Consider the following 14,320-nt stretch of genomic DNA (forward strand, 5'->3'; position numbering starts at 1 on the left):
ATGAGGTGCTATTAATTCGGCTACTTGATTCTGCCAACTCGAAGGTGGGAAGGTTTACCCAAGGTGTGTAATAAAACCAAAGCCGTCGAAATCTCCCCAAAAAAGTAATGCCAGCCAGATTAACTGACTGGCATTAGCCAATCGAAGGACTTTGTCATTCAGGCCCTATTTGCTATGGCAGCTAAATACCATTTTGAAGATGGTTTCGATACTGTTGCTGATACCGCTCGGTAAATGTTACGAACGCCACATCACCAAATGCCTCGCCACATTTCTTGAGCGCAGACATGAAGGTCAATGGATGCTGGTGATAATTTTCGTTCAACAAATCACAGTGCCACCCTTGCTGCTTAACGTAGCTCGCAATAACGTGTTGCTCTTGGGCTAAGTAATTGAACTTTCCTGAGGGCAAGGACTTGTTTTTCGCCTGTTGCTGTAATTGCGTAAAACGTTTGTCTTTGTCGCGCAGCAGTGTTGCTCGGTCAGTGCCAACAATTTCCTTAAAACGAGCATTGTAGTTAGCTATGACCATGCGCTCGCCAATTTGAAACAGTGAATTGCCATCATAGCCATTGATGAACCTAATCCCTTTCGCTTGGAGGCGTTTGCTCAACAAGTCTTGTATTTGACTCAGCAAATGCCTCATTTGCCCCTCATAGATTTTACTTTGGCGATCCTTGGGCAATGACTCTTTGGCCTGCAGTTGCAGTTGTCGCTCTTTCTTGATCGATGAACTCTGAACCAGATTTAGACTGCATTTCAAGCCAGTAGCAGTGAGCAATAAAAATTGTTCACCGGACAATCGCTTGGGATTTGATAAAAAGGTTTCGAGCAAATTTTTACGATCAATACAAGCGGATAAACCGAACAGGGACGATGAGCTGAACAAAGCGATTTGGTCAGAAAACCCTGAGTTACTATTTGTATTCACGGCGTCATACATAAATGCGGGTTGCGCCAATTTGATAGCCCGACTCGCGAACTCGCCAGTCACGTGGTTGACCTTCCGCTGATAGTTGACTGCCGCGCCGTTGTTAGTTAACCATGATGGTGCTTTCGCGATGTCTACCGCAACAGGATATTCGGCGTTAACCATAGCAATGATCTTCTCGATTTCTTTTTCTTTGGCAAGGACTTCTTGTCTTTGCTTTTCAGCCTGTTCCAATTTTGCTTGTTCTGCCACTTGTTCTTTTCTGGCTTCGGCTAATTGCTGTTTTGCGAGGTTAAAGTCAGCTTGTCGCTGTTGTGAGTATCCTACCCACTCCGGTTGCCATAGATTTGGCCGTAAATATCCTCTGCCAGGAACACAAGTCAGGCAATAGGATGTCCGATCGGTTACTGCCGCATCAGCGACATAAATTTGGGCCAAATCGGCCAACTGTTGCGGGTTTTGAGCAGCATCAAATTGCGGCTTTAGTGTTGCAAACTGCTCAGCAAAGCAAAGTCGTTGTAAATACTGAACCGGCACGGCATATTCCATTTGCTGGGCCTTGCTAGACCGGTTGCCGTAAACGTCAGGTGAATAATTTGGGAGAGTCCAACCGCTCGGATGACGATACTGTTTCAAATAGTTTTCGTCACAAGTTTGATTGAGGGCGTCATACAATTCCCGCTGGATGCCGGCTTCCCCTATTTGTAAAGCTTTCTTTTGCCATTTGTCGGCTGGGACCGATGCTTTTTGTTGTGCCAGTTTGGCGACAGTTTTGCGTAGCTGTAAGAGACTAAACTTGTTCTTGTTGACCGCTTTTTCCAAGCGTTTGTAGTCGTCTAACCCTTTAAGTAATTGCTGAGCTTGCTCAAAACTGAGATCAGAGATGGCTGTTGCTGCGGTGACAGACGCCGTCACATCGGCTGGTTTTTGCGAAGGCTCATCGAACGCAAGATCTAAGGTTAATTCTGGCTCTGGTGGCCATTCTCCAGCCTCCAACGCTTTACCTGCTTCCAACACCGCGAGATATAGAGGATTATTTTCTATCTCTCCCTGCAGTGCTAGTTTTGTCTGCATTGGACAACCTAAGTTGCTTGTATAGCTCTTCGACATCACCAACATAGCCGGTTGAACTTCGCCATTGGATTTAAATTGCGAGTTTGCTTGATTGAGGTTTTCGAGGCCTTGCTTACAGCCGATATTACAGCTGTACTGCATCGTCGAAGGCGCGGATTCGCAATAGGTTGCGAGCTTTTGATAGATAGCGATGATCTTATCCATATTGACACTGCCATCTTCATCTCGGAAGTTGGCATCTATCGGAGCGCTCGATGCTTGTTTGCTACCGCCGGTTTGGCCATGGTTTTGTTTGGCTATTGCTTGTTGCAAACTGGCTTGAGCTTTCGCTTTGAAATCTGTTGTTGTTTTGCTGTTGGTATCCGCTGACGTTGGTTCTTTTAATTGCGAAGCGGTCATTATTAACGGCATCAGGTGAGGATTTTTGGAATTGGCGCGATTCATTGCAGTCACGGAATAGCAGTTCATCATTGACTGCTTAATAGCCACTGCATTGCCACTGAGGCTATCGAGTTGTCTAATCTTGTTTGCTTCTGTTGCGCACTTGTCAACGCAGGCTCCTTTACAACTATTGGCGACAGCTTCAAGTTGCAAAACGTACAAATCAACGTCGCTAGCATGTGCTTTAGATAGTGCTGACGCAGCTACCCACAAGAAAATAGCAATCTTATAAGTGAAAAAATTCATCATTCCTCTTTAAACGTGGTGGATATTTCAGGTTTTTAGATAGGAATAAGGAATCCAATCTCTCCCCTACATTAGTTAACATTGAATCAACAAGCCAATAAGAATTCGAATCATTAGTGTCAACTTGTTTAAATAATGAATATTTTGTTCTTACTGTTAAATGGACATGTTGTGCCGTGGGTTATCATGGGGCCACTGTGGTCGCGGAAACTGATAATAAAAAGGCCTCAAATCGGAGTAATGCCGAACAGTTAAGTTCAATTTGAACGCTCATCTGAGACTGATAAAAATCCGGTATAACAATTGTTGTATCGGACTTATTGTTCGTGCAGTTATAAGACACTCATTGCATAACCTCTGGCAAGGAAAGCCCTTCAGTTTGAAGTCATTTTTTCGTTACAACGGCAGGGTAAACTAGTTCGCTTAACGACAATGTCACAAGCTCTTAAGAAGTTCAGGCGTTATGGGGATTATTACTGTCTTACAACCTAATCCGTTATGTCATGTTGCAGGCGGAATATTGGCTTAAGGGCATATGGCCCAAGCTGGATAAGGTGCTATCAATTCGGCTACTTGATTCTGCCAACCCGAAGGTGGGAAGGTTTATCCAACGCAATAAAACCAAAGCCGTCGAAATCTCCCCAAAAAAGTAATGCCAGTCAGCTTAACTGACTGGTACTACCCAGCAGGCCCCTTTTTTAATACCTGCGTGATATGGATTAGTCCGCTAGGTAATACACCACCGTTGAGACCACCCGAACTTTCTTGATATGAGGGCTATTTTTGTCTCGCGATGAAATAGAAAACTGGCCTTGCGAAGCGGTTTTGATTTTGCCTAATTGACTGTTGGAGTCGGCGGCAAACTTTTCCGCCACTTTGCGGGCATTCTGAGTTGCTTGCTCGACCATCTCGGGTTTAATTTCATTTAAACCGGTAAATAAGTAGTCGGTTCGGTAACTACTATCTTCCAGCGTGATGCCTTGTTTTCCTAATTCTAAGAGTTGGCCCATTGCTGATCTGACCTTGGCCACATTAGTGCTGTAAACCGTTAGGGTTTGCTGTGCGCTAAAGCGAAATGGTGGTCGATCGCGGCCATAAGTCTGGGCGTGGCGATCTTGCATGGCAGGTGGCGCGAGCGTTAATGACTCTTCATCCACGCCATTGAGCAGCAAAAATGCCCTAATCTTGTCGGCGTTATTTTGCAGTGCTTGATATACCGCTTGTTGCTCATTGCCGGCAACACTAAAGCGAATGGGCCAAATAACAATGTTGGCTTCAACTTCCTGCTCCGCTAGCCCTTTTACCGTCACTGTGCGATCAAAGCTGCGATATTCCCGCACGGCATCAGGCAGAGCCATCGCCAATAGCCACAAACCCACAACAATTGAGATCGCGATGAGTCCCGCGGCGAATGGATGTTGTTTCATTAAGTACTCCGAATGCTACGTTAAATGAGCTGCGGTTTAGTGTAGCGGTATTTATAAGCATGCAGTGACCACTGATGGTGAGAATTAATTGGTTGAGTTGGATCACGCCGCTGAATGATAACGTTTTCAATCTGGCGTCAAATCGCTTTAGAATTAATGAAAGCGTTTTCATTTTGACTTCTGAAAAATTTGTGCTGGTAGCAAGGCAACAACTCTACAATCAATAACAATGATCATCGGCCATCGGTGACGGAGAAAATCACATGAAATCCAATATATTATCGCAGCGCCTTAGCGTTGCATTAATCGGACTGGCTGCGGCTGGCGTGGCAATGACGGGCTGCTCAGGTGGTGGATCGGAAGCACCAGCGAACCAATCGGCGCAGCAAGCAACGACAGCTGACACGATTCGACTCAATCAGCATGGCTATGCGCCCGCTGCGACCAAACGAGCCACCATTGTGAGCGAGAGTAAGTCGCCACTGACTTGGCAGATTATGTCTGCGGACGAGCAGCAAATGATCAGCGGCGTCTCGCAAGTGTTTGGTGCCGATGGCGCTTCCGGCGAACACCTTCATCAAATTGATTTTTCAGCTCTACAGTTGCCCGGACATTACCGCTTAGACGTTGCTGAACATGGCAGTCGCGAAGTCTCAGTCAAAACCCAGTTGTTCGATAATTTATATGTGGATAGTGCGCGTTTTTATTACTTTCACCGGATGGGCGAACCTGTCCTTGCTGACTACTTGCATGATCCAAAACATGCTCACGACGCGATTCACCCCACAGACAACGCATTGCCGTGTTTTGATAGCTGGTGCGGTGATGGGGTGACGTTAAATGTCAAAAATACCTGGTATGACGCCGGCGACTTTGGTGCTTATCCGGTTAATGCTGCGATATCTGCTTGGACCTTACTCAATGCTTACGAGTTTGGTGCGCGGGTATTTGAGGACGATGAACTCACTATTCCTGAAAGTGGTAATGGTACGCCAGATCTACTCGATGAAATACGTTTTGGTAGCACCTTTATGGCGGGCATGTTGCCACCGGAAGGTCAGCTTGCGAGTCACAAAATTCATAATCAGGAATGGAGTGGTTTTGAAGGCGATATCGTAAAAGAAAACGCGATGGAGCGTTATGCTCAACCACCATCAACCGCAGCAACCTATGCAGTGGCGCGTAATGCAGCGCATTTAGCGCGTGTGTTCCTGCCTTATGATGAGTCTTATGCGCAGCAGCAATGGCAAGTTGCCAATGATGCGTGGCAGCGAGCCGAGTCGAACCCTGTTGTTTATTACTCATCGGACACGGTCGACTCGAATGGCGGCGGCGATTATGACGACAACAATGTGGTGGATGATCGCTATGCTGCCGCCGCTGAATTGTGGATAAGCGCAACCGTATTGGCTGACGATAGCCGCGAATCATTTGCCAGCACTGTGCGCCAATCTCCAGACTTTCTAACCTTTGATGACGATGGCGCGCAGCAATGGCAGTGGGTACAAGGCGCTGGCTCATTGAGTTTATGGTTGCACCGCGAAGCAGTCGGCCTGACCGTAGATGAAATCGCAACGTTGGAAGGGCGTATCGAAACTACTGCGACGCTGGCTGCCGCGCGTTTGCAAGCTAGCGGTTACCCCATGCTCTACAATCCAACCGCTGCGGAGCCTGAGCAGATCTGGCCATGGGGCTCCAATTCGTTTGTACTCAACCGAATGATTGTTCTTGCCTATGCGCATCAGATTACTGGCGATATCGCTAAGCTCGAAAATATGCACCAAGGCATGGATTACTTGCTGGGCAATAACCCACTAAACCTGTCATTTATTACAGGTTATGGTCAGCAGTTTGAGGAAGATTTACATGACCGAATTGGCTTCCCTTTATTGCGTGATCAGGGCGTAGCATTTCCGCCGGGCTGGGTTGCTGGTGGACCATTAACGGGTTGGAAGGGCTGTGATTCGGCTACGCCTGAAACCGTGGCACCAGCTAAGCGTTATGGGCCGGCTGGTACGGCGCCAGAAGCTTGGTGTTCAAAGGAAGTAGCCATTAACTGGAACAGCCCGCTGGTGTGGGTAAGTGCTTACCTCAGTGTTAACCCTCTGAATTAATTTGAGATACAGATAATGGTTTACAAGGCTAATGTAAATCATTCTCATTGTGCTCGTTGTATTTTTTGAATGTCTCAGCATACAATGACCTACTTTCCTAAAGGGTTTTGGCGTTACAAGGGTTTATGTTTAAGAATTTAGCCACCAGCTATGCGGTAAAAATCAGTCTGTATTACCTGATCTTCGGGTTACTGTGGATCTTGTTTTCCGATTGGTTGCTCAACGCATTGGTGAAAAACCCAGACCTAAACGAGCGCCTGCAAACCTTTAAAGGTTGGGTTTACGTAAGCCTGACAGCCTTTCTTTTTTATGTCTGGGCAAAGCGCTCACTGACAAAAATTCAGCAACTCACCATTCTTGATAGTTTAACGGGCCTAAAGAACCGCCATTGGGCCATTAATTACGGCCAATCTTTAGCCTCAAAAGATGCCCGTTATTATCTGATTGTGGTGAATATTGATGACTTCAAACTAGTAAACGATTCAGAAGGGCATGCCAATGGCGATGCCATGTTAGTTCACCTAACTGAGATCCTACAAGAGTGGGCGCCCGATCCCGATAAAGTAGCGCGTATCGGTGGTGACGAATTTTTGATTTTTGATACCGTCTCGGACTATACCGAATTACGGACATCGCTTAGTCTACTTGCCGTTAAGTTGCGGCAGTCACGCCACTTTATCAGTAAGACCATGCCATTTAGTGCTTGTATCGGCGTGGTGTGTTTCCCCGATGATACCAACTCCTTCAAGCAGTTGCTCTCTGATGCCGACGCCACCATGAGCCATGCTAAAAAGCAGGGGCATGGCCAGATCAGCTATTACCATTCCTTTATGAATGAACAGCTCAAGAGCAGGGTTAATCTGATCAAAGCGCTCCATGAAGCCGTGGAAAAACGCGAGTTTGATATTCATTATCAACTTCAGGTCGACACTCAGACTAATAAGGTGTTGGGCGCGGAAGCGCTATTGCGCTGGAGCGTGATGCAGGTACCCGTCCCGCCAAGTGAGTTTATTCCCTTGGCTGAAGAAGTTGGGCTGATCAATCAAATCAATGAAATTGTAATCACCAAAGCGATTCTGCAGCTCAAAGATGCCGGCTTGTTAGGGGGAACGATTCCCAAAGTGGCGATTAACTTGTCACCCATGCAATTTCAAACTTCCTCTGATGCTCACGCATTGCTTGAAATCGCCAGCCGCTTTGCGAGCGATTTGCCTTATGTACGTTTCGAAATGACCGAAACAGCGGTCATGGAAAATGTTGATGAGGCGTTGGTGATCCTGAATCACTTGGCCAAGCTAGGCGCGTCGTTGTCGATTGATGATTTTGGTTCAGGCCATTCTTCGTTGGGTCGTTTACGTGAGCTGCCGATTGATGAAATTAAAATTGATCGCAGCTTTATTCGAGATATTCCCGGCGACCCTCAAGGCGAAGTGATCGTAAAAACCATTATTGCTATGGTCGAGACCATGGGGTTGGATTTAGTGGCTGAAGGCGTTGAGTTAAGTAGCCAGGCCGCTTTCTTGATCAAGCACGGCTGTTCGGTTCATCAAGGGTTCTTATATGCCCGCCCGGTTGCTTTAACAGAGTTGCTTGAATCTGAACCCTTAATGAAGTTACTGGGTATTGGCCAAGAAAAAAGCGGCAATGTTACGCCGCTTTTTCGCAATACCTAAACCAGGCTTTTAACTTACCGCTATTGAGTGCTGTCGCTACTCTCATCTTTTTTACGAAGCGATAACGCCAGTGCCTTGGTGTGCACTACAACAACTTGATCGCCAACCGCGACTTTATCTAAGTGCTCGGGGTGACGTCTTACTGGCAGCGTTGACACCGCTTGGTTTGGTCCGCGTAACGTGACGGTTTTGTTTTCCAAATCGATGGCAATAATGTCTGCAATAAGCTCCGTTGTGTCGTGCGCTTCGATGTTTGGATTCGCACCTTGCTCTGCCATATCGAGCTGCTCAGAGCGATTAACGCGAGGGGAGCCGTCGTTAGCCTGAACATGAACCACAACCGATTCGGTGTATTCGGTATCTACTAAATCGCCAACTGCGAATTGATCAAAGTTATTCACGGCTTCTGATGCCACTAGCGTAACTTGCGAACCCGCGCGTTCAATGGTGAAGGTGCGCGATGGTTGGTCAATACCAATAATTCTTGATGTGCTCGTTGTGGTACTGGTTTGTATTACTTCTGGCCCCACGATCTTTTCGCCTGGCTCCGGCGTTGTCGAGCATGCGCCCAGCGCTAGTGTGCTTAGGCCAGCTAAGCAGGCTAACAGTGCTTTATTCATAGTTCCCTCGTTAAAACAGTGCGATTGATTGGTCGGACAACCGCAAGCCTATTTAGTTTCGAATTGGCTAATTTATTACTTGAATTGATTAGGTTTTCACCACTACTGCGAGTGCTGAACGAGGCAAGTATGGCGCAAAAAAATAGTTTTGCTGATGGTTTCGGAAATTTACATGGCTAGTCGGCCAGCGGTGCGATCACCTGATTGAAGAAGTTCAGGCCTTTGTCTGTCATTTGCCAGTTGTCTGCGGTCAGGATCATGGTGTCGTTACTTTGCTGTTGCTGCAAAAATGGTTCAATCGCAGAGATTGCTAATCCGGTGCTTTGTTCAAACTCGGCAAATGGGGCAGGCTGCCGCAAGCGGGCCCGATTCATAAAGTACTCAAATGCCACCTCGTCTTTGGCAACATCATGCACGTTCAAGCGAACATTCGGACTTGCCGCTAAATAGCTATTAGGTGCCGTGATCTTGACTGAGCGAACGATGCGCTGCTGCTCCGGCAAGGTAATTTTCCCGTGGGCGCCACAACCGATGCCAAGGTAGTCACCAAAGGTCCAATAATTGAGGTTATGGCGACATTCAAATCCGGGCTTGGCATAGCCCGAAATTTCATAACGCTGGTAGCCTGCTTGCTCTAATAACTGATGGCCTTGCTCGTTAATGGCATCCAACACATCATCGTCTGGTAACGCTGGAGGTTGGCGATAAAATGGAGTATTGGGCTCTAAGGTCAACTGATACCAGCTTAAATGGGGCGCACCTAAATCAATCGCTTGTTGTAAGTCGGCAAGGCCGCCATCAAGTTGCTGTTGTGGTAATCCATGCATCAAGTCGAGATTAAAACTGTTGATAGGCAATTTGTTAGCGAGTTGGGCTGCACGCACGGCTTGCTGAGGATCGTGGATTCGGCCAAGCAGATTGAGTTGCTCGCTTTGCAGACTCTGTACACCGATGGATAGGCGATTCACACCAGCTTTTACAAACCCTGCAAACTTGTCTGCCTCGACTGTTCCTGGGTTGGCTTCCATGGTGATCTCGCAATCATGGCTTAGTGCTACTGTGTTGCGGATCCCCGACAAGAGTTGTTCGATGGCATTCACTGATAACAGACTTGGGGTGCCGCCGCCAATGAAAATTGACACGATCTCACGGCCTTGAACCCAATTTAGATCGGTTCGTAAATCGTTCAACAAGGCTGCCACATAGGCTTGCTCTGGTAACTCGCCACGCATGGCATGGCTGTTAAAGTCGCAGTAAGGGCATTTTTCAACGCACCAAGGTACGTGAATGTACAGTGACAATGGGGGAAGTTGCAGCAAGCCTGCCGGGGAGTTCCGCATTACCACTAACCAAGCTGCAGAAAGTTGGGTAGCAGCTCGGTGAGCTGAGCCAAGGCTTGCCCGCGATGGCTGACGGCATTTTTTTCTGCTTTGGTCATTTGGGCTGCCGTGGTGTTTTGGCCATGGGGTATGAATACAGGATCGTAGCCAAAGCCGCCTTCGCCAAAAGCTTGTTGTGCAATTTGGCCTTGCCATGTGCCTTGGCAAATGAGCGGAGTTGGGTCTGCGGCGTGGCGCATAAACACCAGCACGCAGCGAAAACGGGCGCTGCGCTTGTTGTCTTCTGTGTTTGCCAGTTCGCTAATGAGCTTACTGACATTGTCACTGTCGTTGGCGTGCTCGCCAGCGTAGCGTGCAGAATAAACACCGGGGGCACCATTCAATGCATCTACTTCAAGGCCTGAGTCGTCGGCAATGGCAGGAAGACCGGTTAACGCCGCGGCGTGGCGTGCTTTGATAATGGCATTTTCCACAAAGGTGGTGCCCGTTTCAGCTACTTCAGTTACCTGAAAATCACTCTGTGGACGCAATTCAATATTCAGTGGCGCCAGCATGGCTGCCAGCTCTGCTACTTTACCGGGGTTACCGGTTGCCAATACCCATTTCATTAAGACTTGCTCCGCTGCACATTTGAGTGGCGCGAATCATAGCAGTGAGGCGGGCGCTAGTTCACGTAAAACTTTTTCATGAATTCTACTGGGTACGTCCCTTCCGGCGTTGTTATTTCTAACTTGAAGCGAAAGGTTTCTTCGTTGCTGTAACGGATTTGTTCTAGGTAATACACAGCTTCGCCTTCTTTTACTTCTTTAAAATCGAGCGGCACGTTGTGGCCAATTAGGTTTTTGGCGTCACCGGTGATTTCTACTTCAGTGGGTAAGTTACCACTGCGAGTATCGAGCACGGAGATATTAATCACGCCGTTATAGCGGCTGCGAGTAATGTTATAAGTTTTGGCTACCTCAGGCGTCAGAAACGTACTTTCAAACGCTGAAAAGTGGACTTGGTAGGGGCCGGCATTGTGCACTTCGGCCTGTGCAGCGGGAAACCAGCTGAGGCTGCTAATCAGTAATATCAGCGCAAAGTTGAATGGTTTCATCAGATGCTCCTATTGGTCACTGACCAAAAGTGGATTTGTATTCATTATAGGAAAGCCTGCGATGGTGAAAAATTTCACCATCGCAGGCTTTCAATAAATGGTTTGTTAGAGGATTTGCTGGAACAGCAATACTTGGAAAAACTGCAGGGCGACGAGTAATACCAGCACTGACAAATCCAACCCACCTAACGATGGCAATATGCGGCGAATGGGGGCCAGCATTGGTTCCGTCAATTGGTGCAACGCAGCCTCAATGGGGTTGTAACCTTGGCTGACCCAGCTAAGAATCGCACGGATCACCAGAACCCAAAATACAATTTGAAAGACTTCCTTCAGTAACGTTAAGCCGCCGACAATCACAATCGCTTGTGGATTGAGCTGGCTGCCTGACATGGCCAACAATATGGCAATTTTGGCGCAAGCCACCACAAAGGCAAACAACACCGACGCGGTATCAAGGCTACCGAGCGGTGGGATGATGCGGCGCAGTGGACCGACGACCGGATGCGTTGCTTTTACGACAAATTGAGCAAGCGGATTATAAAAATCTGCTTTTACCAACTGCAGCCAAATGCGCAGCAGGATTACCATTAGATACAAATTAAAAATGGTATCAATCAAAAATCCGAAAGCGGATTGAGTTGCCATAGCTGGTCCTTCCCAGAAAAATTTAAATACTAGTGAATTAAAATTGTTTTTCCATTTGCTCTGCGCGAGCCACGCAGTTTCGCAAAGCTTGGTCCACCAAGCCGGCTAAGTCACCGTCTTTAAAGGTTGCCACGGCTTCAGCTGTGGTACCACCTTTTGATGTGACTTGAGCGGTCAACTCAGTAAAGGATTTGTCCATTTGTGATGCCGCTAGCTGACTTGAACCGATTGCCGCTTGTTGAACAAACTGGCGCGCGCTGACGGCATCTAGCCCCATGGCTTCGACACTTTTTTGCATGGCGTCCATGAACATAAAGAAGTAGGCGGGCGCACTGCCGCTGGCGGCTATGACATGGTTTAGCCCAGCTTCACTTTCAACCCAAGCGGTTTTTCCTACAGCTTGCATGAGCGTTTGTGCGGCATTGCGATCGGTTTCTGAAACTTGTTCATCGGCATATAAGCCGGTCATGCCTTGTCCAATCAAACATGGTGTATTCGGCATGGTTCGCACCACGCGCTGCGCATTGCCGAGCATTTCTCGCAGGCGGGCTACTTTAATGCCAGCGGCAACAGATACGATCAGCTTATTGGCTAATGAAGGCTGTGCGGCGAGTAAAGGCTCACACACCGCCGCCATAAGCTGCGGTTTGACAGCCAATACCACTACGTCGGCATTGGCAATACACGCGGCGTTGTCGGTGTATGTATTGAGCCCGGTGAACTCGGCGGCCAGCGCGTTTAGTTTTGGTTCATCAAGGTCGCTCACATGCACCTGTTGTGCGGGGTGGCCTTGCTGAATAAGCCCTTTCAAAATTGCGCCTGCCATGTTGCCGGCACCGATAAATGCAATCTGTTGTGACATTCTAATTCCTATGGTGTTAGCCCGCGGCTCGTTTAATTCGACTGGCGGGGTTGGCGCGCACCGAAAATTGCTGTGCCAATGCGGACCATGGTACTGCCATGATTAATGGCATGCTGCAAATCCTGACTCATCCCCATTGATAGGGTATCAACATTGTCGTAGCGCGTTTTTAGTTGGTCGAAAAGCGTCTGCATGGCAGTGAATTGCTGCGCAAGTTTGGCTTCATCCGCAGTATTTTCAACAATGGCCATCAAGCCGCGCAATTCGATGTTAGGTAACGTCTGGATTAAGGCCGCTAGGTCTTTAACATCGGCAGGCATCGCGCCTGATTTTTGTGGCTCGGCACTGATATTCACTTGAATACAAACCTGCAGCGGTTTGAGTTCTGCTGGCCGTTGCTCGCTCAAACGTCGGGCAATTTTGTCTCGTTCAACCGTATGGAGCCAATCCATATGCTCGGCCAATGGCCGCGTCTTATTGGATTGAATGGGGCCAATGAAGTGCCATTGCAACCCTAGGTGGGCTAATTTTTGTGCTTTCTCGACCGCTTCTTGGGCGTAATTTTCACCAAAGTCGGTCTGTCCTAACGCGGCCACGGCTTCTATGTCTGCGATGGGTTTAGTTTTTGACACTGCCAGCAGTTTGACGCTGTTTGGTACTCGTTCGGCTTTTTCGACGGCAACTTGAACTTGGTCGTAGGCAGCGGCGAATCGCTCTGCTAGGGTTGGCATAATTTTGTCACGGCTTAATCTGGAGTTTCAGGCCATGGATATTACCGAACTTTTGGAATTCAGTGTTAAACATAACGCCTCGGATTTGCATTTAAGTGCTGATATGCCGCCACTTATTCGGGTAGACGGCGAAGTTCGCAAGCTTAACATTGCTCCGCTTGAGCACAAGCAAGTGCATGCGTTGATTTACGACATTATGAACGATAAACAACGCCGTGATTATGAAGAACAGCTAGAGAGTGATTTCTCCTTTGAAGTACCTGGGCTGGCGCGTTTTCGTGTGAATGCTTTTGTGCAGAACCGTGGTGCCGCGGCAGTATTCCGTACCATTCCTTCGAAAGTGTTGACGTTAGAAGAATTGGGCGCACCGGATATTTTTCGTCAGGTGAGTGAGAAGCCACGCGGCTTGGTGCTAGTGACCGGACCAACGGGCTCGGGTAAAAGTACCACGTTGGCGGCGATGATCGATTACATCAATTCGAGTCGTTTCGATCATATTCTGACCATTGAAGATCCCATCGAATTTGTTCATGAAAACAAAAAATCACTGATCAATCAGCGCGAAGTACACCGCGATACCCACAGCTTTAACAACGCCTTACGTTCTGCGTTGCGTGAAGATCCAGATGTGATTCTGGTGGGTGAAATGCGTGATTTGGAAACTATTCGCTTAGCCATGACCGCAGCGGAAACCGGCCATTTGGTGTTTGGTACGTTGCACACCACCTCCGCGCCGAAAACCATTGACCGGATCATTGATGTGTTCCCAGCTGAAGAAAAGTCCATGGTTCGCTCGATGTTATCGGAGTCGTTGCAGGCAGTTATTTCGCAAACACTGCTGAAACGAAATGGCGGCGGCCGAATTGCAGCCCATGAGATCATGGTGGCAACACCGGCGATTCGAAACCTGATCCGTGAAGACAAGATTGCTCAAATGTATTCGGTGATCCAAACCGGTATGGCGCTTGGCATGCAGACCCTCGATCAGTCGCTGCAAGATTTACTGAACCGTGGTTTGGTTGCACGTGAAGAAGCCGTTAAGAAAGCGGGCGGCAAGCAAGCGCTGTAATGTTTCATCCCATTTGTTATTGCTGTCTTAAAGCGAATACAGAGAAAT

At 48.0% G+C, this 14,320-nt stretch carries 12 protein-coding genes; 3 read left to right on the forward strand and 9 right to left on the reverse strand.

Translation table 11 applies throughout. The features are described from left to right. Window positions 1-181: 181 nt before the first annotated feature. Together K0504_RS16565 and K0504_RS16570 are read right to left on the reverse strand one after the other, a co-directional pair. Window positions 182-2,692 (reverse strand): hypothetical protein, encoded by a 2,511-nt coding sequence (locus tag K0504_RS16565; RefSeq protein ID WP_220105274.1) that lies wholly within the window; start codon window positions 2,690-2,692, stop codon window positions 182-184. 719 nt (window positions 2,693-3,411) lie between these two features. Further along, the gene (locus K0504_RS16570) at window positions 3,412-4,119 is read right to left on the reverse strand and encodes an SIMPL domain-containing protein (protein WP_220105275.1); all 708 of its coding nucleotides are present in this window, start codon (window positions 4,117-4,119) and stop codon (window positions 3,412-3,414) included. Window positions 4,120-4,382: 263 nt separating this feature from the next. Here K0504_RS16570 and K0504_RS16575 point away from each other — a divergent pair, with 263 nt between their 5' ends. Beyond that, window positions 4,383-6,233: a glycoside hydrolase family 9 protein gene (locus K0504_RS16575; protein WP_220105276.1), complete on the forward strand. Its 1,851-nt coding sequence runs from the start codon at window positions 4,383-4,385 to the stop codon at window positions 6,231-6,233. A 125-nt stretch (window positions 6,234-6,358) separates the two neighbouring features. Continuing rightward, entirely contained in the window at window positions 6,359-7,906 is a 1,548-nt protein-coding gene (locus K0504_RS16580) for a putative bifunctional diguanylate cyclase/phosphodiesterase (RefSeq protein WP_220105277.1), read from the forward strand. 20 nt (window positions 7,907-7,926) lie between these two features. Here K0504_RS16580 and K0504_RS16585 read toward each other — a convergent pair whose 3' ends face one another. The 7 genes from K0504_RS16585 to K0504_RS16615 form a co-directional block, all read right to left on the reverse strand. After that, window positions 7,927-8,526: a hypothetical protein gene (locus K0504_RS16585; protein WP_220105278.1), complete on the reverse strand. Its 600-nt coding sequence runs from the start codon at window positions 8,524-8,526 to the stop codon at window positions 7,927-7,929. Window positions 8,527-8,702: 176 nt separating this feature from the next. Beyond that, the gene (hemW, locus tag K0504_RS16590; RefSeq protein ID WP_220105279.1) at window positions 8,703-9,866 is read right to left on the reverse strand and encodes a radical SAM family heme chaperone HemW; all 1,164 of its coding nucleotides are present in this window, start codon (window positions 9,864-9,866) and stop codon (window positions 8,703-8,705) included. Window positions 9,867-9,871: 5 nt separating this feature from the next. Further along, on the reverse strand, window positions 9,872-10,474 hold the full coding sequence (locus tag K0504_RS16595; protein ID WP_220105280.1) for an XTP/dITP diphosphatase: 603 nt from the start codon (window positions 10,472-10,474) through the stop codon (window positions 9,872-9,874). A gap of 56 nt (window positions 10,475-10,530) precedes the next feature. Then, window positions 10,531-10,962 carry a DUF4426 domain-containing protein gene (locus K0504_RS16600; RefSeq protein ID WP_220105281.1) on the reverse strand — a complete coding sequence of 144 codons (432 nt, stop codon included), beginning with the start codon at window positions 10,960-10,962 and terminating at the stop codon, window positions 10,531-10,533. Window positions 10,963-11,067: 105 nt separating this feature from the next. Next, window positions 11,068-11,610 carry a YggT family protein gene (locus tag K0504_RS16605; protein ID WP_220105282.1) on the reverse strand — a complete coding sequence of 181 codons (543 nt, stop codon included), beginning with the start codon at window positions 11,608-11,610 and terminating at the stop codon, window positions 11,068-11,070. A 37-nt stretch (window positions 11,611-11,647) separates the two neighbouring features. Then, window positions 11,648-12,472 (reverse strand): pyrroline-5-carboxylate reductase, encoded by an 825-nt coding sequence (gene proC, locus K0504_RS16610; protein ID WP_220105283.1) that lies wholly within the window; start codon window positions 12,470-12,472, stop codon window positions 11,648-11,650. Window positions 12,473-12,504: 32 nt separating this feature from the next. Then, complete coding sequence (locus tag K0504_RS16615) at window positions 12,505-13,203, reverse strand: YggS family pyridoxal phosphate-dependent enzyme (protein ID WP_220105284.1); 699 nt, start codon at window positions 13,201-13,203, stop codon at window positions 12,505-12,507. A gap of 34 nt (window positions 13,204-13,237) precedes the next feature. On the opposite strand from K0504_RS16615, the gene K0504_RS16620 reads away from it, so the two are divergent. After that, window positions 13,238-14,272 carry a type IV pilus twitching motility protein PilT gene (locus K0504_RS16620; protein ID WP_220105285.1) on the forward strand — a complete coding sequence of 345 codons (1,035 nt, stop codon included), beginning with the start codon at window positions 13,238-13,240 and terminating at the stop codon, window positions 14,270-14,272. Window positions 14,273-14,320 lie beyond the last annotated feature (48 nt).

The sequence above is a fragment of the Neiella holothuriorum genome, assembly GCF_019457915.1.
GTDB lineage: Bacteria > Pseudomonadota > Gammaproteobacteria > Enterobacterales > Neiellaceae > Neiella > Neiella holothuriorum.

Excerpts from the sequence above, each read along its gene's own strand:
- K0504_RS16565 (WP_220105274.1), bottom strand. The coding sequence starts at position 2,692 with ATGAATTTTTTCACTTATAAGATTGCTATTTTCTTGTGGGTAGCTGCG.
- K0504_RS16570 (WP_220105275.1), bottom strand. The coding sequence starts at position 4,119 with ATGAAACAACATCCATTCGCCGCGGGACTCATCGCGATCTCAATTGTT.
- K0504_RS16575 (WP_220105276.1), top strand. The coding sequence starts at position 4,383 with ATGAAATCCAATATATTATCGCAGCGCCTTAGCGTTGCATTAATCGGA.
- K0504_RS16580 (WP_220105277.1), top strand. The coding sequence starts at position 6,359 with ATGTTTAAGAATTTAGCCACCAGCTATGCGGTAAAAATCAGTCTGTAT.
- K0504_RS16585 (WP_220105278.1), bottom strand. The coding sequence starts at position 8,526 with ATGAATAAAGCACTGTTAGCCTGCTTAGCTGGCCTAAGCACACTAGCG.
- hemW (WP_220105279.1), bottom strand. The coding sequence starts at position 9,866 with ATGCGGAACTCCCCGGCAGGCTTGCTGCAACTTCCCCCATTGTCACTG.
- K0504_RS16595 (WP_220105280.1), bottom strand. The coding sequence starts at position 10,474 with ATGAAATGGGTATTGGCAACCGGTAACCCCGGTAAAGTAGCAGAGCTG.
- K0504_RS16600 (WP_220105281.1), bottom strand. The coding sequence starts at position 10,962 with ATGAAACCATTCAACTTTGCGCTGATATTACTGATTAGCAGCCTCAGC.
- K0504_RS16605 (WP_220105282.1), bottom strand. The coding sequence starts at position 11,610 with ATGGCAACTCAATCCGCTTTCGGATTTTTGATTGATACCATTTTTAAT.
- proC (WP_220105283.1), bottom strand. The coding sequence starts at position 12,472 with ATGTCACAACAGATTGCATTTATCGGTGCCGGCAACATGGCAGGCGCA.
- K0504_RS16615 (WP_220105284.1), bottom strand. The coding sequence starts at position 13,203 with ATGCCAACCCTAGCAGAGCGATTCGCCGCTGCCTACGACCAAGTTCAA.
- K0504_RS16620 (WP_220105285.1), top strand. The coding sequence starts at position 13,238 with ATGGATATTACCGAACTTTTGGAATTCAGTGTTAAACATAACGCCTCG.